This is a genomic window from Sphingopyxis sp. sgz302558 (assembly GCF_057220455.1).
The window spans coordinates 20,242-37,400 of sequence record NZ_JBXPUZ010000007.1 but is presented as its reverse complement, the minus strand read 5'-3'; the positions used below and the strand labels follow the sequence as shown (position 1 = coordinate 37,400).

Annotated in this window: 19 protein-coding genes and 1 pseudogene; 6 read left to right on the top strand and 14 right to left on the bottom strand. The window is 60.4% G+C overall.

Translation table 11 applies throughout. The features are described from left to right. Positions 1-421: 421 nt before the first annotated feature. Genes AC2TC0_RS15275 through AC2TC0_RS15265 form a run of 3 tightly spaced genes read right to left on the bottom strand, consistent with a single transcriptional unit; the run spans position 422 to position 2,224 of the window. A complete protein-coding gene (locus AC2TC0_RS15275) occupies positions 422-1,504 on the bottom strand; it encodes a recombinase family protein (protein ID WP_484718345.1) in 1,083 nt (360 codons plus the stop codon). After that, complete coding sequence (locus tag AC2TC0_RS15270; protein ID WP_484718344.1) at positions 1,497-1,940, bottom strand: DUF2924 domain-containing protein; 444 nt, start codon at positions 1,938-1,940, stop codon at positions 1,497-1,499. The genes AC2TC0_RS15275 and AC2TC0_RS15270 overlap by 8 nt, the downstream gene beginning before the upstream one ends. Continuing rightward, complete coding sequence (locus AC2TC0_RS15265) at positions 1,937-2,224, bottom strand: DUF3489 domain-containing protein (RefSeq protein ID WP_484718343.1); 288 nt, start codon at positions 2,222-2,224, stop codon at positions 1,937-1,939. The genes AC2TC0_RS15270 and AC2TC0_RS15265 overlap by 4 nt, the downstream gene beginning before the upstream one ends. Before the next feature lie 1,029 nt (positions 2,225-3,253). Here AC2TC0_RS15265 and AC2TC0_RS15260 point away from each other — a divergent pair. The 3 genes from AC2TC0_RS15260 (at position 3,254) to AC2TC0_RS15250 (ending at position 5,292) form a co-directional block, all read left to right on the top strand. Continuing rightward, a complete protein-coding gene (locus AC2TC0_RS15260) occupies positions 3,254-3,670 on the top strand; it encodes a TIR domain-containing protein (protein WP_484718342.1) in 417 nt (138 codons plus the stop codon). Between the two features lie 124 nt (positions 3,671-3,794). Next, positions 3,795-5,036, top strand: coding sequence for a tetratricopeptide repeat-containing protein (locus tag AC2TC0_RS15255; RefSeq protein ID WP_484718341.1), 1,242 nt, complete (start codon positions 3,795-3,797; stop codon positions 5,034-5,036). Between the two features lie 58 nt (positions 5,037-5,094). Continuing rightward, positions 5,095-5,292: a hypothetical protein gene (locus tag AC2TC0_RS15250; protein WP_484718340.1), complete on the top strand. Its 198-nt coding sequence runs from the start codon at positions 5,095-5,097 to the stop codon at positions 5,290-5,292. Between the two features lie 29 nt (positions 5,293-5,321). On the opposite strand, the gene AC2TC0_RS15245 is transcribed toward AC2TC0_RS15250, so the two are convergent. From AC2TC0_RS15245 to AC2TC0_RS15215, 7 genes and pseudogenes are all read right to left on the bottom strand, one after another. Beyond that, positions 5,322-5,522: a hypothetical protein gene (locus AC2TC0_RS15245; protein WP_324072897.1), complete on the bottom strand. Its 201-nt coding sequence runs from the start codon at positions 5,520-5,522 to the stop codon at positions 5,322-5,324. 26 nt (positions 5,523-5,548) lie between these two features. Further along, positions 5,549-5,788, bottom strand: a pseudogene (locus tag AC2TC0_RS15240) (single-stranded DNA-binding protein); the annotation flags it as partial. Between the two features lie 20 nt (positions 5,789-5,808). Further along, on the bottom strand, positions 5,809-7,341 hold the full coding sequence (locus AC2TC0_RS15235; RefSeq protein WP_484718339.1) for a DHA2 family efflux MFS transporter permease subunit: 1,533 nt from the start codon (positions 7,339-7,341) through the stop codon (positions 5,809-5,811). 2 nt (positions 7,342-7,343) lie between these two features. After that, positions 7,344-8,489 (bottom strand): EmrA/EmrK family multidrug efflux transporter periplasmic adaptor subunit, encoded by a 1,146-nt coding sequence (locus tag AC2TC0_RS15230; protein ID WP_324072893.1) that lies wholly within the window; start codon positions 8,487-8,489, stop codon positions 7,344-7,346. Next, the gene (locus AC2TC0_RS15225) at positions 8,486-9,937 is read right to left on the bottom strand and encodes an efflux transporter outer membrane subunit (RefSeq protein ID WP_324072890.1); all 1,452 of its coding nucleotides are present in this window, start codon (positions 9,935-9,937) and stop codon (positions 8,486-8,488) included. The genes AC2TC0_RS15230 and AC2TC0_RS15225 overlap by 4 nt, the downstream gene beginning before the upstream one ends. Further along, positions 9,927-10,340, bottom strand: a complete 414-nt coding sequence (locus AC2TC0_RS15220) for a hotdog fold thioesterase (protein ID WP_324072888.1) — start codon at positions 10,338-10,340, stop codon at positions 9,927-9,929. The genes AC2TC0_RS15225 and AC2TC0_RS15220 overlap by 11 nt, the downstream gene beginning before the upstream one ends. After that, positions 10,337-11,221, bottom strand: a complete 885-nt coding sequence (locus tag AC2TC0_RS15215; RefSeq protein WP_484718338.1) for an alpha/beta fold hydrolase — start codon at positions 11,219-11,221, stop codon at positions 10,337-10,339. Before AC2TC0_RS15215 ends, AC2TC0_RS15220 begins: the two co-directional genes overlap by 4 nt. 81 nt (positions 11,222-11,302) lie before the next feature. Between AC2TC0_RS15215 and AC2TC0_RS15210 the strand changes: the two genes are divergently transcribed. After that, positions 11,303-11,749: a MarR family winged helix-turn-helix transcriptional regulator gene (locus AC2TC0_RS15210; RefSeq protein WP_484718337.1), complete on the top strand. Its 447-nt coding sequence runs from the start codon at positions 11,303-11,305 to the stop codon at positions 11,747-11,749. Between the two features lie 254 nt (positions 11,750-12,003). On the opposite strand, the gene AC2TC0_RS15205 is transcribed toward AC2TC0_RS15210, so the two are convergent. The 4 genes from AC2TC0_RS15205 to AC2TC0_RS15190 are packed head-to-tail and all read right to left on the bottom strand — an operon-like array spanning position 12,004 to position 15,166. Beyond that, positions 12,004-12,327 (bottom strand): helix-turn-helix domain-containing protein, encoded by a 324-nt coding sequence (locus AC2TC0_RS15205; RefSeq protein WP_484718336.1) that lies wholly within the window; start codon positions 12,325-12,327, stop codon positions 12,004-12,006. Continuing rightward, positions 12,305-12,727, bottom strand: a complete 423-nt coding sequence (locus AC2TC0_RS15200) for a type II toxin-antitoxin system RelE/ParE family toxin (protein WP_324072883.1) — start codon at positions 12,725-12,727, stop codon at positions 12,305-12,307. Before AC2TC0_RS15200 ends, AC2TC0_RS15205 begins: the two co-directional genes overlap by 23 nt. Beyond that, entirely contained in the window at positions 12,696-13,937 is a 1,242-nt protein-coding gene (locus tag AC2TC0_RS15195; RefSeq protein ID WP_484718335.1) for a tyrosine-type recombinase/integrase, read from the bottom strand. Before AC2TC0_RS15195 ends, AC2TC0_RS15200 begins: the two co-directional genes overlap by 32 nt. Continuing rightward, on the bottom strand, positions 13,934-15,166 hold the full coding sequence (locus AC2TC0_RS15190; protein WP_084758344.1) for a tyrosine-type recombinase/integrase: 1,233 nt from the start codon (positions 15,164-15,166) through the stop codon (positions 13,934-13,936). The genes AC2TC0_RS15195 and AC2TC0_RS15190 overlap by 4 nt, the downstream gene beginning before the upstream one ends. An 83-nt stretch (positions 15,167-15,249) precedes the next feature. Here AC2TC0_RS15190 and AC2TC0_RS15185 point away from each other — a divergent pair, with 83 nt between their 5' ends. Both AC2TC0_RS15185 and AC2TC0_RS15180 read left to right on the top strand, forming a co-directional pair. Next, positions 15,250-15,963, top strand: a complete 714-nt coding sequence (locus tag AC2TC0_RS15185; protein WP_484718334.1) for a DUF4231 domain-containing protein — start codon at positions 15,250-15,252, stop codon at positions 15,961-15,963. A gap of 10 nt (positions 15,964-15,973) precedes the next feature. Continuing rightward, the gene (locus AC2TC0_RS15180) at positions 15,974-17,158 is read left to right on the top strand and encodes a carbohydrate kinase family protein (RefSeq protein WP_484718333.1); all 1,185 of its coding nucleotides are present in this window, start codon (positions 15,974-15,976) and stop codon (positions 17,156-17,158) included. Position 17,159 lies beyond the last annotated feature (1 nt).

Sequence of the window (17,159 nt, the reverse complement as noted above, 5' to 3'; positions counted from 1 at the left end):
TGGCTTGCCGCTTTCCACCATCAGCAGTGCCGCGCGGGCATGGGCGACCAACCGCAGCAACACGGGGTCCGGCTCGCCGCAAACATTCTCGCCGGGCGCAAGCGCAAGCCGCACATCACTTCCGCGCCGGACCAGTCGGGCTGGGATTGTAAGCTGACGGGCCTCAAACTTGTCGAATGACAAAGTGACGGTCTCTTCGCCAAGTTGCACCTTGAGCCCGAGGTCGAGCAATATGCCTCGCTGCTCGGCCACGGCATCCAGCGGCAATGTATCGGCAAGTGCATTGCGCCATCCAATATCTGTCACCACCGCATCAGCTGAGCTATCCTCGACAACGCCATGCTCGCGAAGCGATGCAGCCACTGCCTCAATTACAATGCGCTCTATCTCTCCGGCTGGAACACGCCAGATGCCTTGCCTATCANTCGACAACGCCATGCTCGCGAAGCGATGCAGCCACTGCCTCAATTACAATGCGCTCTATCTCTCCGGCTGGAACACGCCAGATGCCTTGCCTATCATCACCTGGATTAAGCTGGCTGACATAATAGCGATACTGTCGACCATCGCGACGGGTGTGCGTTGGTGTCATCGCGCGCCCGTCTGGGTCGGTCACCATTCCAACCAGCAGGCTCGGGTTGCGGGCCTTGCGTCCCAGCTTGTGGTCGCGGCCATTGGCGCGCGCAATCGCCTGCGCCTGCTCCCACAGTTGCTCATCAACAATCGCATCATGCTCGCCCTCGTAGAGCGCATCGCGGTGGCGCACCTTGCCGATGTAAACCGGATTCTTGAGCAGCAGCGCTAATGGCCCCTTGGTGAACGATATGCCGCCACGCTGGCTGCCATCCTTGTAATGGCGCAATTTGGTGCGGATGCCGCGCTGGTGCAGCTCATCAACAAGTGCTGCAATCGACTTCAGCTCAGCATAGCGCTCGAAGATGAAGCGGACGGTCGCCGCCTCATTGGGTTCGATGAGCAGCTTGCGGTCTTCGAGCCAATAGCCAATCGGCACCGGTCCGCCCATCCACATGCCTTTGCGCTTCGATGCCGCCACCTTGTCGCGGATGCGCTCGCCGGTGACCTCACGCTCGAACTGCGCAAAGCTCAGCAGCACATTGAGCGTCAGCCGTCCCATGCTGGTGGTGGTGTTAAACGCTTGGGTGACGCTGACGAACGAGGCCCCTGCCCTATCCAAGATGTCCACTATCTTGGCAAAGTCGGTGAGTGCGCGGGTCAGCCGGTCGACCTTGTAGACGACGATGACATCGACCTTGCCCGCTACAACGTCTGCCAGCAGCTGTTTGAGCGCGGGCCGCTCCATCGTCCCGCCTGACCAGCCACCGTCATCATAGTGCTCAGGCACCAGCTCCCAGCCTTCATGGGTCTGGCTCATGATATAGGCGTTGCACGCTTCGCGCTGCGCATCGAGGCTGTTGAACGCTTGCTCAAGCCCTTCCTCGGTTGATTTGCGCGTATAGACCGCGCAACGCTTGCGCTCAGCCACCGAAGCCGCTCTTCCGTTTGCGCAGACCGAAGAAGCGTGGGCCCGACCAATGCGCGCCGGTAATCGTCCGGGCAATCTGGCTGAGACTCTCGTAGCGGCGTCCGTCATGTTCGAAGCCCTCGTCGAGCACTAGCACATGATAGGTCTTGCCCTGCCACGAGCGGACCAACCTTGCGCCGGTCTTGATGGTGAGGTCACGTGGGCTGCCAACCTCGCCGGTCTTCTCAAGTTGAGATAGGCATTTGTCGATGGCGCGGCGCGTTGCCACCGTTAGACCGCCATGCACCCGCGCCTGTATCCGCCACGCGATACCGCGGCGTAACAGGTCGGGGCCGATATCGGGCGCAAGCGCGCGATATTGCTCGCGCCATACGGCGCGTAGCTCGGCAGATGGCATAGTTTCCAATGCCGCCAGCTGCAGGCAGAGCGCGGTCACGATGCCACCTCCGCAACATCAGCAACGGCAATACGATAGGCGACTGCACCATGACTGCGCTGTTCCTTGACCAGCGCCTTCCCCTGTTTGCGCAGGCCCGTCAGAAACGCTCGGCAGCTGTGTGGCTGCCAGTTGGTCGCACTGGCAATCTCGGTCAGCGTTGCGCCTTTGGTGCGCGCCAGCAGCTTGGTGACGATGGCTGACTTTGTGGGCTGCGCTTTGGTGGTGCGGGGTGCTGCGGTGGTTGCCGTCGCTTCGGCGGTCGTTTTTACATCAGTTGTCATTTTGGGTCTCCGTGGGACGCTCTGGCACCATGCCGCGTCCCACTGACTCAAGCCTCGGGAACCCGCGCTCCGAGGCTTGCCGCGCGCTTCGCGCGGCCGTCACACCAACGCTTCGTTGCGGAGCGAAGTCCAGTCGATATTGCGGGTTAGTCGCCCTGCGAGCGCATGATGGCGCCAGCTGCGGCCGCCAAGGCTGCGAGGTCTCCAGCGACCTGCGCCAATCCCTCAATTTTTGCGTTGATCTCGGTGTGGGATTGCCGTCAGCTGTGGCAAGACACAAGTGCCGGGCACTCGTCTTCCATGAGACAGCCAGCCCGGACAAGGAGCGCTGAGGCCAGTTTGCCAGCTTCTTATTTGTCCACGTCCGTCATGTGCGGCACACATGCTTGGCGTCCCCGCGATGTCCATATGCAGCTTGGCTCAAATGCAAATTAGGCGCGTCAGCTGGGACTATGGTTCGCGAAATTCATCGAATGCGATAGCGTCTGCTTTGCGCCTTAAGTTCGGCCATTCGGTTCCCAATTCGCTTGCACGCAAAAGCGGTCATAAATCATGTGGCACGTGATAGCAGCTGATGCGCGCTCCCTCAGCGGCGCGCGAACCAAATCCTAAGGCGCCGATCATTAAGAGAGGGTTTTGGGCAGTCTGCAGAATAACGAGCCATGCCGAGGCCGCCGATTATGGCAGCCTTATCTTTGGTATCCGCGACGAGCGGTTGGCTTGATGGACTGTGCCGGCAGTTTGAGATCTAAGTGCGGCGGGAGCTTCTTATTTCTGTCATCGGAGCACAAAGTGTTGGTCTTAGGCTCAACCTATCAGGGAAATATACGACAGTTTCAAATGAGAGGATCCGTAAACACTGTCAAATTGACGGTTCTCTAACTCATATATTGTCTCGACAATTATCCTGCGCAAACTACGCATTTCATTCTCCTAGCTCCCCTTAACAAAACGTTGCCACATGGGTACGAGATGCTATGCTCTGTACAAAACTAAGGCGTCAAATATTAAAGGGGGGCAGTTCTCGGAATGGCAAAAACCAAGGTTTTCGTAAGCTATGATCACTCGGAAGACGTGTTGTATAAGCGCCTTCTTCAGGCTTGGGATGCGAATGCGAACTTCGACTTCGAGTTCGACAGCCGTGGCCCAAATGTTCCGATCAACAGCGATGATGCAACGGTGATCAAGGCATCACTAACGAAACTGCTAAAATCCGCCACGCACCTGTTAGTTATCGTGGGCGAGAAGAGCAGCGCAAGCGCTTGGATGGCATGGGAAGTCGCTCGTGCGAAACAGCCCGACATCAGGCTCAAGCTAGCCGCAGTCAAGTTGAACAAATCCAATGTCACGCCAGCAGGTCTGCTGAACGTTGGCACTTCTTGGGCGACCAGCTTCGAACGTGATCGGATCATCGATGCCCTCAACGGCGCGAAAGTAGGATACTGAGTTTCAATGGAGGGTACACGCCGCGCTGACCGCGAATTGCCGGTCAGATTGCCCCGAATACTATTATTGCAAGTTAAGCTGTGGTGACCGTATGACAGATTCTCGCCCCATTTGCTTCGTCGTCATGGGCTTCGGTAAAAAGACCGACTTTGAATCCGGGCGAACGATTGACTTAGACGCGACGTACGAAGCAATTATCGAGCCAGCTGCGACCAAGCATAATCTGCGGTGTATTAGGGCGGACGAGATCATGCATTCCGGCGTCATCGACACGCCAATGTACGAAATGCTGCTTCGGTCGGATCTAGTCATCGCTGACATTTCGACTGGAAACGTCAACGCAGTGTACGAACTCGGAGTGCGACATGCGCTTCGGCCAAACTGCACTATCATTATGAAGGAACGCGGCGGAAGGTTGTATTTCGACCTGAATCACGTGAACACCTTCGAATATGATCACCTCGGAGAAGATATCGGAACGCGTGAAGCTCGACGCGCGACTCGTGATCTCGCGAACCTGATCGAAGAAGTTATGGGGTCGGGCAAAACTGACAGCCCCGTCTACACCTACCTTCCGCGGCTCATGCAGCCCAGACTCAGTGACGAACAATTCTCAGACCTGGTCACCGAAACCGAGGCCGCGCAGGAAAAGCTTTCGGAACTTATGCGGAAGGGAGAGGCGGCGATGAAAGCCAGCGATCCCGAAGGCGCGGTCGAAGCATTCCAGGCTGCGGCTCGCTTAAAAGGGTCGGATCCCTTCATCATTCAGCAGCTGGGCCTGGCAACGTATAAGGCGAAGAAGCCTTCGCCCTTGGAGGCATTAATTGCCGCATTGCGGATCATGGATCAGCTGAACCCCGATACGTCTAACGACCCGGAAACTCTTGGGATCACCGGCGCTATTCGCAAGCGGCTCTGGCATCTGACAAAAGATCGCGCGCAGCTTGACGCTGCAATTCGCTATTATGGCACGGGGTTCGAAGTCCGGCGGGACTACTACAACGGCGAAAACCTAGCACTTTGCTACGAGTTCCGGCAGGGGCTCCAGGCTGAACAGAACGAAGCGTTGTATGACCGTATGAGCGCACGGAAGGTGCGGACGGTACTCTTTGACAGGCTATCACTGCTAATCGAAACACCCTCTTTCGATGAGCGGTCAGATCGGCGCTGGGTGTTGGCAACGCTCGCGAACTGCGCATATGCCTTGGATAGAAAACAAGAGGGAGATCTGTTCGAGAGCCGGTTTATGGCGGAACAGCCGGCGGGATGGGAGATCGAGACTTACGAAGAGTCCAAAGCCCACGTCTTGGGCGCCTCGCAGCCCGACGCTGTAATAGCCGACATCCCGTCGCCAGGGGAGCTATAGTCCCCATGCTTAGTGAAACGTAAAAGCCGGTGATATGAAGTTGCCCGCTCTACATGCCGTGGCTGACGACGCTTCCAACCGTCAGCAGTCAGTTTACTTCGGTCTGGTGCTGACAGAATATACGGCGCTCATTGCGGTCGCCGTTTTAAGCGTCAACGTGATTCCAGAACGGCGCTACATCATAGCGTACGGTGTGCCTGAATTTGTTCCCAATTTGTGCGTGTTGTGTTCGAGATTTTGCAGTGCCTGCTTTTGATGGATATGGCCCACAATCCCGCAGGAAACCTAGCCGATCTGGCGCCTGAGGGAAAGCGAAAGCGTCGAGCGCAAATTGTGGATGTTCCACGCTACGGAAGCAAATAGCCATTTTGGAAGCTCGGCCTCGGGATGGCCCGAGGTCCCAATATCGCGGTCGGGAATTAACTTTGGAATGCCGAACGAGCACGCGCAAACCCCGCCCTGGCAGATGTCCAGAACGGGGTTCATTCAGGGTTTCGATGTGGGCAGCGCTGCTAATTCACGCGCCGCTTCTTGGGTTTGTCCTTGCTGGCTTCCTTGGCTTTGGCGAGGAAATCGACCTGCTCGGCGATGATCTCACAGCCATAACGAGTCTGGCCTTCACTGTCGGTCCAGCGGGAGTAGTGGATCCGACCGGTGACCATGACCATAGCGCCCTTGGTGACGTGCTCGGCGACGCATTTGCCAACGCCGTTGAAGCAAGTGATACGGTGCCATTCAGTCTCGGCTTGACGGGTACCCCAAGCGCCTGCGCTCAATGCCCTATCGGCATGCCGCCACTCCGCTTGGGGCGCGGCGAAAGCCAGATCAGGGCCGCGGCGATCAGCAGGATTGCCGAGGTCGTCCAGAATACATGGAGCACGGCGAGGGTGGTGGCTTCAAGCTCGGCCATATTGCCCAGCATTTGAAGCGCCGCTTCGGGTGAGAAGCCCAGTCCGGCAATCGCGCCGCCTTCAGCGTCCGGTTGCAGAACGCCCGCTATGTCGTTGCGCGCGGCGCGCTGGGTGTCGCCCCAGTAGGTCAGTGAAACCGAAGTGGCGAATGCCGTCGCAATCGTGCGCATGAAACTTTGCAAGCCTGCGGCAGACGCAACCTCATGCTCATCGACGGTATTGAGCGTAAGGTTGATGATCGGCAGCATGAACAATGTCATGCCAAGGCCTTGCAGGAATTGGGGCGCGCTAAGCGTCCAGAAATCGCTGTCGGTGGCCCAGAATGTCCGGGTCAACCCGATCAGTGCCAGCCAGACAATGCCCGCCGAAACCAGCAGACGGGGGTCGAACCGCGGCATTAGTATCACGACGATAGGAGCCGTCAGCAATCCGGCGATGGCGGTAAATGACGACGAATAGCCAGCTTGGGTCGCAGTGAAGCCAAGCCACGCCTGTTGCCATTGGGGGACAATGACAAAGCTGGCGAAATAGGCTCCAAAGCTGATGGCGAGGACAGCAAGAGCAACGCTTAGCCCCCGGTGCCGCAGAACACGCAGATCGACGACCGGATGGTCTTCGGTAAGTTCCCAGACGACGAAGATCAGGAATGCGATAGCCGACGTGATGGCGAGCACGACGATCAGCGGGTCGCCAAACCAATCGCGGTTGCGGCCAATATCGAGGATGATTTGCAGGCAACCGACCCAGACCACCAGCAGCACGAGGCCGATATAGTCGATCGGCAACACCTTGCGTTCGGTTTCGATCGGGCGAAGAAGGGCCGCACTGCCGAAAATGGCAAAAACAGCGACTGGCACGTTGATGAGAAATATCCAGTGCCATGACCAGTTGTCGGTCAGCCACCCCCCGATGATCGGGCCGAGTGCAGGCCCCAGCAACAAGGTCATCGCCCACATGCCCATGGCAATATTCTGCTGCTCGGGCGGGAACACGCGCAAAAGCAGGGTTTGCGACATGGGCATCAGAAAGGCCCCGAAAATGCCCTGTCCGATGCGGCACATAACGAGCATTTCGATTGAAACCGAAAGCCCGCAGAGCATCGAGAATAAGCCGAACCCCAACATGCTGAACAGGAAGGTGCGAACCGAGCCGAACCGGAACGCGATCCACGCCGTCAGCGGCACGCAGATCGCCTCGGCAATCGCATAGGAGGTGATGACCCACGCGCCTTGTTCGAGCGTGATGCCGAGGCTGCCTGCAATATGGGGGATCGAGACATTGGCAATCGTCAGGTCGAGGATCACCATGAAGTTTGCAAAGGCCAGGGTCAGGCCCGCGATCAGTCGCAGCGAGGGCGGGATGCCCGTCGAAGCCGTCGCGGTGCCATCGGCCATAGTCAGTCGCCCGACACGTCGATTTCGACTTCCATCGAAAGCCCGACCCGCAGCGGGTGGCGTTTCAGCTCGGCAGGATCGAGTTCGATCCGCACCGGCAGGCGCTGGACGACCTTGATCCAGTTGCCGGTTGCATTCTGGGCCGGGATCACGGCCATCGACGCGCCAGTCCCGCCCGAAAAACCGACCACCTTGCCGCGATAGGTCACGCTCGAACCATAGAGGTCAGCCGTCAGCTCGGCAGGCATGCCGATCCGCACCCGCCGCAACTGGTTTTCCTTGAAGTTGGCTTCGACATAGACATTGGCCAGCGGGACAACCGCCATGACAATTTGGCCGGGATTGAGCCGCTGCCCGATCTGGACCTGAAGCTTGCTGACGACACCGTCGATGGGCGCGCGGATTTCGGTGCGGTCGAGATCGAGCTGTGCCGCGTCGCGCCGCGCCATCGCGGCAAGTACGGCGGGATCGGTATTCTCGCTCAGCCCGCTTACCAGCGCGGTGTTCGCGGCAAGCTGGCCTTGTGCCGCGCGCCGCGACGAACTGGCCTCATCGATCGCGCCGCGCGCTGCATCGAGTGCAGCGAGGGTGGTGGCAAAAGCCTTGCGCGCTTGGGTGAGTTCCTCGCCCGAAACCGCCCCGCTAGCGGCGACGTTTTCTCGGCGTTGCAGGTCGATCCGGGCCTTGTCATGCTCGGCCTGCGCCGTGCGATAGCGTGCCTGGGCTTGGGTAAGGCCTGCGCCTGAGCTGTCCACCTGTGCCGCCAAGGCAGAATTGTTGGCGACCGTCTGGCGGAACCGCCGACGCGCTGCGGCCAAATCGGCTTCTGCCTGAGCCAGCGCAATCTTTGCGTCGGCCTGATCGAGCCGGACTAGCACGTCTCCCGCCTTGACCTGCTGGGTGTCGCGCACCAGCACTTCGGTTGCCGACCCCGCAACCAGCGGCGTGACCTGCGCTGTCTGCGCGTTGACATAGGCATTGTCCGTGCTCACGAAATTGCGGGCGACCAGCACATACCAGACCCCCCAGGCAAGTCCGATCATTGCGAGGATGACGGCAAGGCGCACAAGCCATCGCTTCCGCGCCGCCTTGCGCGATTGGGTGAGCGCCGGATCGACGGCGGGGGTTTCGGGCGAAGTGTCGGTCATGGGTTGGTCGGTTCCGGTGAAGGTTGAGCGTCGGCAACAAATCCGCCGCCGAGCGCGCGGATCAGGGCAAGCGTCGCGCCGCGCTCGAAGGTTTCCAGCCCGATCACGGCGAGCCGCAGTTCGTGAACACTCTTTTCGCTGGTCAGAACATCCAGCCGGCTGGCCAATCCTGCCGTGTAGCGATTGCGCACCAGAGTCAGCGCATCTTCGCTCGCGTTCAGGGCTGACCGGGCTGCCGCAAGGCGCTTATCCGCCGACTCGCGCTGCGTCACCGCGTCGGCGACTTGCTGGAACGCGGAAATGACCGTCTGGTTGTAGCTCGCAACAGCCTCATCATAGTCGGCACCGGCGCGGCCATATTGCGCCCGAAGCGCGCCGCCCTGAAAGATCGGCAGGCTGATCGCCGGGCCGACGGTCCCGAACTGCGAGCGGGACTCGATCAGGTTGCCGAGGCCAAGCGCCTGCAGGCCGATCAAGGCGCTCAGATTGACCGATGGAAAGAATCCGGCGCGCGCCACCTTGATGCGGCTAGCCGCAGCCTCGACCCGCTCGCGGGCAGCCACAATATCCGGACGCCTGCCCAGCAGGTCCGTTGTCAGCCCTGGCGGAAGGCTCAATGGGGTTGAAGGCGAAAGGGGCGGCCTGGTGACGGCAATGCCACGATCCGGCCCGGCTCCTACCAGTGCGGCCAACTGGTTTCGGCGCAGACCAATGCTTTCATCGACCGCAGCCAAATCCTGCTCGGCACCAGCCAGCTCTGCTTCGGCACGGCGCACACTTATCCGATTGTCGAGGCCGTTGCGCTCACGCTCGGCAACAAGGGCCAGCGTGGCGCGGCGATTGGCCAGCACGGCGTCGGCATTGTCGCGTTCGCGATAGTGCCTGCCGAGTTCGGCATAGGCAGCGGTGATCGCAATCGAGAGCACCAGCCGCGCCTGGGCGGCATCGACCACCGCTGCGCGCGCGTCAGAAGTCGCGGCGGCATGGGCGGCGCGGTTGCGGCCCCAAAGGTCAAGGTCGAAGCCGAATGATAGCGAAGCCTGGCCATAGTCCCGCCAGCTATCGGGGAGGAATTGCGCAGGAATGCCGGTGTTGCCGCTCTGGCGGCGCAATCCGCCTTCCGCCCCGCCCGTGACGGTCGGGAGCCGCGACGCGCCCACGCGCTGTGCCTCTGCTTCCGCGCGCCTGATCCTGGCCAGGGCAATCGCCACTTGCGGCGAGTTGGCGAGACCTTCCTCGATCAGCAAAGTCAGCTGCGGATCGCCCGCAAGCCGCCACCACTGGTCTGGCAACCAACCTGTATTGCCGCGAGGAGCGAGCGTCTGCGTAGCGTCGATGGTCTCGGCAGTCAGAATGGCGGGCCTGTCCCCGCGTTCCGGGATTGATGCGCACGCCGACAGCGCAAGCGCTGCGCCAACAACCGGGAATAGCCTCAGGTCAGCTAACATAGGCCCCCCTGCCACTCGCGAGCAGTCGCTGCGCAGAATCCTCGATTCTGGTTTCCGCGACGCTCAACTGCTTGCCCAGTTTGACCACACTGCCAATCGCGCGCAGCGGCCCGGAGGTTGCAGGACGGTGAAAATCGACGCGAAGGTCGGCGGTCGCCCGCGCGGTGCCGCCCAGCGCGTTGACGGTGTAAAGTCCGGTCAGGTCGATCAATGCCGACAAGATGCCGCCATGCGCCGACCCGATCATCGGGTTGGAGACGATCTCGTCCCGCCACGGCATTTCGAGGATCAGTTTGCGCTCGGTCAGATCGACAATATCGAGGCCGAGCCAGCGGTGAAACGGCGCGATGTGGAGCATCTTGCGCAGTTCAGCGAGTTCGGGCCGTTCGGTGCCGCTGCTCATCGTGCGTCGCTCGCGGCATGAGTGCGGACCAGGAAATCGACGATCGCGGTTCCGAAGACGTCGTTCTGGTCGCCGACCACCATGTGCGTGGCATCGGCAATGTCGCTGTAGGCCGCATGCGGGACCAGGTTGCGGAAATGCGCCACGGCTTCCGGCGAGACGAGATCGCTCGAACCGCCCCTGACCAGATGCACCGGCAGCGAGAGGTTCATCGCGGCTTTGCTGAGTTCGCTCCGCCCGTGATCGCCCAGATCGCCGTTCTGCGCGTGGCGACGCATGATTCCGTCGATAAAGGCCGGATCCCAGTGCCAGTAATAGCGCCCGTCGGGCTTTTGGCGGAGGTAGTGGGCAAGGCCCGCCGATGCCTTGCGGCTTGGGCGATGCGGCAAATATTCGGAAATGATGCGCGCGGCTTCGTCCGGGGAGGCAAAGCCCTCGCGCGCATGGGCGGCCATGAAGCCGACAACCCGGGCAACGCCGGTTGCTTCCATCTGCGGGGTAATGTCGACGAGCGTAAGCGAGGCAAATCCGCCCGGCGCAAGCTGCCCTTCGGAGACAATCCCGGCGAGACCGCCCAGCGACGCGCCGATCAGCGCGGGCTTGCGGTCCAGCCCGGCGGCTATGGCGACAAGGTCGCTGGCGAAGTCGGCAATGTCATAGGCCCCGTCGCTGGCCCAATCGCTGTCGCCATGTCCGCGCAGATCGATGGCGATGGCGCGGAAGCCATGACCGGCGAGCAGGGTCGAAATCTTCTTCCAGGCCCGCCGGGTCTGCCCGCCGCCGTGCGCGAGAATGACCGGCATTCCATCGCCTGCGCCTTCGATGGTGGCGGCAATGGCATGGCCGGACTGTCCGGCCAGCTTGATAGACTCAATGCACATTCAGTCTTCTTACTGTAAGATGTCTTACAGTAAAGTCTTTTCAATCGACCGATCGGCGACTATGGCACTTGCCCTATGCCAATGGAAATCGACCAAGACAGCTACGTCACTGAAACCGACGAGATCGTTTTTCTCGTCGAGGAAGTCCCGCGCAAGCTGCGCAAGCTGTTCGATGCATCAACCGCCAAATTCGGCCTTTCCCGCACCCAATGGCGCGCGCTTGCCTACATCTTTCGCTCGCCGGGACTGACCCAGACCGAACTCGCCAAATGCCTCGAACTTGAACGCGCCAGCGTCGGGCATGTGATAGATCAGTTGGAAAAGGCCGAGTATGTCGAGCGGCGCTCGGTCGAGGGCAACCGCCGCGTCTGGACACTACATCTGCTGCCACGGGCAATCGAGATTTTGCCCTCGTTGCGGTCGGAGGCAGATGCCATCTACGCCCGTTTGCTGTCGGGAATTTCCAAAGCCGAGTTTGCCGCAGTCAAGACGTTGCTTGCAACGATGTCGAGGAATCTTGAGGATTAACTGAGGCGCGCCCTGGGCGATTTGGGAAGCGCACTGCGCGGTTGCGCATCCAGCCTGATTTCGGTCGGCGCAACTATGCAGCGTGGCTCGCGATCTGAACTGCTCGTGCAATCCGAAGGACGTGTTCGGACGCGGAGCTTGAAGGCAGTACGCGATTCAGCCGCGAATCTAACTAACCACCCAGTGCTCCGACTGGCTGCTTTTCGCTTAGCTCATATTGCTTTCTGCCGTTCCAGATTGTCCGACGAAGCTGCCTAAGAGATAGCGTCCAATCCCTTGCGCTGAACAATCGAAAGCAACCTCAACGCTGGGCCTCCAGGCCGCTTCTTCCCCCGTTCCCAATCGGACACGAGGTTCTTCGACACATTGAGATAGCGCGCGAACACCGGCTGCGAAACGTGCTCAGCCTCACGGATCGCCTTGATTTCATCGGGTTGCAGCGGTGTCGCCGGAACAAGGCACGCTTCATCAAATTCGCGCAGCGTGCGCTTGTCGATCGCACCACCTACGTGGAGCCCTTCGATCATCTCGTGGACGGCGGCGAGCGCCTCGCTCTTATAGGTCCTGGGCATCGTCATTCACCTCGAACAGTCTTTCTTCGCGTACTTCGGCATCGATTTGCGCCTGCGTTAGCGCGAGCACGATCTTCGCGGCCTTCTTGTAAACCTTCAGCTCGTTCGCGCTGAGGTTGGCCTTGTCGCTCTTGGCAAAGCCAAAGGCGAATATGGCCCGCTCCTCGTGGCGGAAGAAGACCAGCGTGCGGTATCCGCCGGACTTGCCTCCGCCTTCACGCGCGACGCGCTGCTTGATCAGGCCGCCGCCAAGATCGGCATCGATCAGGCCGCGATTGGCCTGCTCGGTGGCCGCAACAAGTGTCGCATCGCTGATCCCTTCCCGGCTTGCGAACTTCGCGAACCAGCGGTTCTTGTAGATTCGGGTTCGCGGCTTACCGGTCTTGATTCGCCACTCCGATATCACACATAGTATTATGATTCAATGAACGATCCTCGCCCATCGCTTCAGCGATCAGAGCACCGATCCGTTCAGCCGCTTCCAATACTGGCCCGTCGTCGAGGTGTGCGTAGCGCGACGTGGTTTGCAGCCGGGAGTGGCCCAGTAGCTTGCCGATCATCGGCAGGGTTTCGGATCGCGCTGCGGCATGGCTGGCAAAGCTGTGGCGAAGATCGTGCAAGCGTACGCCCGGCAAATTGGCTTCGGCCCTCACCTCCGCCCAGAATCCGTGCATTTCCGCAACAGGCCGCCGAGTCTGCTTGTTCCAGAACACCCGGTCTGAACTGCCGCGCCGTTCGAGTGATGCAAGCAGCATCTGCGCCTCATCGCCCAGCCAGACGGTGCGCGGACCGGTCTTGCTGTCGTGCAGGAGCAGCCGCCCGCCCCTCACCTCGCTCCAGGTCAGGTCCTTGATCTCTGAGACACGGCATCCAGTCAGCAGAAGCAGATGGACGATTGTGCTATGGAGCGGGTGGGTACGAAGCCTGCGCCGCAGGACTTCGCCCAGACGGGCGATTTCCTGATTGGACAGGAAGCGCTCGCATTTGCGGCGCTTGTTTGGCCGAATGTAAGTGCACGGATTGCTGCCTTCGGGGCGCATCCCCCAGCGCTCGGCATGGTTGAACATCGATCGCAGGATCTCGAAACAGCGATTGCCCGATCCCGGCCCGCCGTTGACCGAGACCTTGTTGAACCAGTTCAGCACGTGCGACTGCTCGATTTCGTCGATAAACATGCCGGAAAAGGCATGGTCGAGATGAAGCCGGCGATAGCAATCGTGGGTGCAGCACGTGCTCGGCTTCCACTTGGCCGCAGCCTGCTTCCAGTAGATCGCCAGGAAGTCGTCATAGGTCGGGACCTTGCGAACCTCCTTGCGCCTGGTCGCCGGGTCCTCCCCGACCTGTGCGCGCAGCAAAATGCGCCGCGCGCAATTGAGCGCCTGGCTCTTGCTGAGGACATTGGCATTGCCCAGCGTGATCGTCCGCGTCACGCCGTTCATCCGCGACTGGACGATGTAGGTGCTGCGCCCCGAGCCATAATAGCGGATGCCAAAGCCCGGCAGCTTCTCCGACCATTCCACCCGGCGTGCTTTGCCGGTCGGGCGTCTGCCCGGATCGAAGCGGCGCAGGGTCGCGAGCTCATCCGCAATGATGCGAGCGAGGGAGACCCGGGTCATGCCGCGAGCCCCAAGTGCCGGGCGAGCGAACCCGAGATGCGTTTGGCGGCGTCGGCAATCGCTTCGTCCGCGAGGTGCGCATAGCGCTCGGTGGTTTCGGCAAGTGCGTGGCCGAGGAGCTTGCCGATCACGACAAGCGAAATCCCATCGGCAATGGCGATCGATGCGAAGCTGTGGCGCAGGTCGTGAAGCCGGACATCGGGCAAGGCCGCGTGCCGTCTGATTTCATGCCAGATCGGGCTTAGCGCGATCGGCTTGTCCCCGCGCAGCGAGGAAAAGACCAATCCGGTATCCGCCTTGTTCGGCATGGCATCGAGAACCGCCTGCGCTTGCCGGTTGAGATAGACGATCTTTGCACCGGTCTTGCTGTCGGGCAGCATGAGGCGCGGCGGCTGCACCCATTCCCAGCGAAGCCCAACCACTTCGCCGTGGCGCGCGCCGGTGTAGATCAGCAGGCGGATCGCCTGGACCGCGATCGGGTTGCTTTCCTCGAAGTTGCGCAAGCTCCCAGCGAGCCGATTGAACTCGCGGGCGCTCAGAAATCTATCGACTAGCTTGCGCTTGTACCGCGGCGTTCCCCGGCACGGGTTCGAGCCGCGCGGGCGCATGCCCAATTGCTCGGCATAGCCCATCATCACCGACATGATCGGGATCGTCCGGTTGAACGCGCCCGAGCGATCTGCCCAGCTATCGCGCCAGCGCAGCACATCGGCCTTGCGGATCGCATCGACCCGCAGGTGGCCGAAGATGTCGGTCAGGTCCTTGAAGATGCGGGCGCGATTGCCCTTGCGGGTCGAGGGCTTCCAATGCCGCGAATAGTCCGCCCAGAAGCGCAGCGCGAAATCACGAAACAGCGTCGCACCTGGATTATCCCGCCTCGCCTTCTGCGACACCGGCAGCCCATCGAGCATGACCTTGGCAAGCTGTGCGCGCGCCAGAGTGCGCGCCTCCTCCGCGCGAACCTCCGGCGGGCGGCCGAGCGTGATCCGCATCTGTTTGCCGCGCTGGCGAAACTGGACGAACCAGCTGCGCGATCCGCCGGCAAAGACCCTCAGGCCGAAGCCCGGCAGCTCGGTGTCCCACCAGAAGAACTCTCTGCCCCTGATCTTGCGCCGGGCGATGTTGCCGTCGAGCCTGACTTTCTCGCTGGTTCGATTGCTTTGGTAGTGCCGAGTCGTCTTGAGAATTTCGACCGGATTTGGCGTTACCACAGGGCCATTCGTTGACATCGATCTTGCTCCTTCATAGAAGGAACTAATTCACGGCAATCCAATGGTTTATTTTCTATTGCTGCGACAAGGTCGCGTACGGTGTGCTGTTGGGATTGGCGCTAACTACACTCGTCGTCCGTTCGATCCTGAAGCCGGAACGGCGCCGGTATCAAGCGCGGGCGCTGGCGGAGTCAGTAAAGACGACTGCTTGGAAGTTTGCTATGGCCGCCAAACCCTTTCAGCATGACGCGGAGGATGCGAGCCGCTTGCGCCAAATGCTGCGGGACCTGCTCGAAGCAAATCGCAGTGTCGGCTCGCAATTCGACGGCAGAATCTTGGGCGGCGATCAGATCACTGCGGAGATGGGGGCGATTCGCATGCTGCCGCGATCGGAGCGGCTGGACGTTTACATGCGTGATCGCGTTGAAGATCAGCTCGACTGGTATGTTCGCAATTCTAGGACCAACGCAAGCTCAGGCCGGAGGTTTGCAATCGCTCTTGGCGCATTATACGTTATCGCGTTTTTGATCTTCTTGATCCGGCTCGACCAGCCTCAGTGGATTTATGCTCATCCTGATCCGCTTATTCTCTTAGGCGCCTCTGTTCTCGGGTGGATGCAAATTAAGCGATTCAACGAATTGGGTGCTTCCTACGGGCTCACCGCCTTGGAGATCGGGATTTTGAAGTCGCGTGCTCCCGAAATTGTAGACGATGCGGTGCTGTCGGCCTTCATTGATGACGCCGAGGAGGCATTCTCGCGCGAACATACGCAGTGGCTCGCCAGGCGGTCAGCCTTGCGCGACCGTTTTCATTGATAGGCGGGCAGTGGAACCCATCGTCATCGCTGGTGGCTGCTACTGGGAAGCGTGCGAAGCGCCGGATTGGCGGGCGCTGTACGGCTCAGGTGGACGGGCAGCTGAAGCTCTGATTGGCCGTGCCCCTGTCATGCTTCACACTTATTACCCGAAAGCTCGGGAAGCCGACCTCTATCAGCTCATCGCATCGGGCATCGATGTCAGAGCAGCCAATTGCACGAGCGCGCTCGCCTTTGCGTATTTCCACCCGTTGTCCGACCCAGTACTCGCGCCTCGAAGGGCTGACATTCTGCGCGAGCCTTCTCTCGAGGCTGCGGGTGACGCCGTTCTGCGGTTTGGCTTCGTTGAAGGCGATGCAATCGTGCACGGCCGCCGGGTAGTCTACGACCCCCAGAGCGCCGGAGAGTTTGATCCCTTTGGCCGAAACGGCTCCTCGGCCCATGAGCTTGCAATCGTACTTAACGCGCACGAACTGCGCACCATTTCCGGAACCCACGATCTCGAAGCGGCTGCTAATGCCCTCCTCAAATCTGGCGCCGAGGTCGTGGTCATAAAATGTGGTGTCCAAGGGGCTTTGGTGCACTCTAAGGGCCGTTCATCCGCCTGGGTGCCTGCGTATTGGTCGGACTCAGTCTTCAAGATTGGCACTGGGGACGTCTTTAGCGCCGCATTCACGTACTCATGGGCGCATCTTGGGCAAGAACCTGTCAAGGCTGCGCATGATGCTTCCCGAAGCGTATCGCAGTATGCAGGAAATCGTCGGTTGCCTCTCACGCCGACCAAGGACGAGGCACCTTCGCGGGCAGTATGCGCAGGCCGCAGCGGGCGGGTCCATCTAATCGGCTCGAAGGCGCGGCTCGCCGATCGCTGGCTGTACGAAGAGGCGGCTTGGCACCTTCAGCAGCTGGGAGCTCACGTCAGCCGATTGGAGGAACCTTTGGGCGATAACATCACTGTAGGCGCTTTTTTAGTCTTGGCCGATCAGCTCCCACCGATCACTTTTGCCAAGGTTGCGGGCAGCATGGATGCTTCCAAGGCGGTCATATTGAGTGAGACAAACGCGGCGTATCCTGAAAGTTTGCTCCGAACGCAGGATTTCACCACCGCGCTCTACTGGGCCTGCTGGATAAGCTCGACCGATCCCGGCGCGGACGCAGGCGATCACACTGCGTTTAACGCACAGCGGCTCGGTTAAG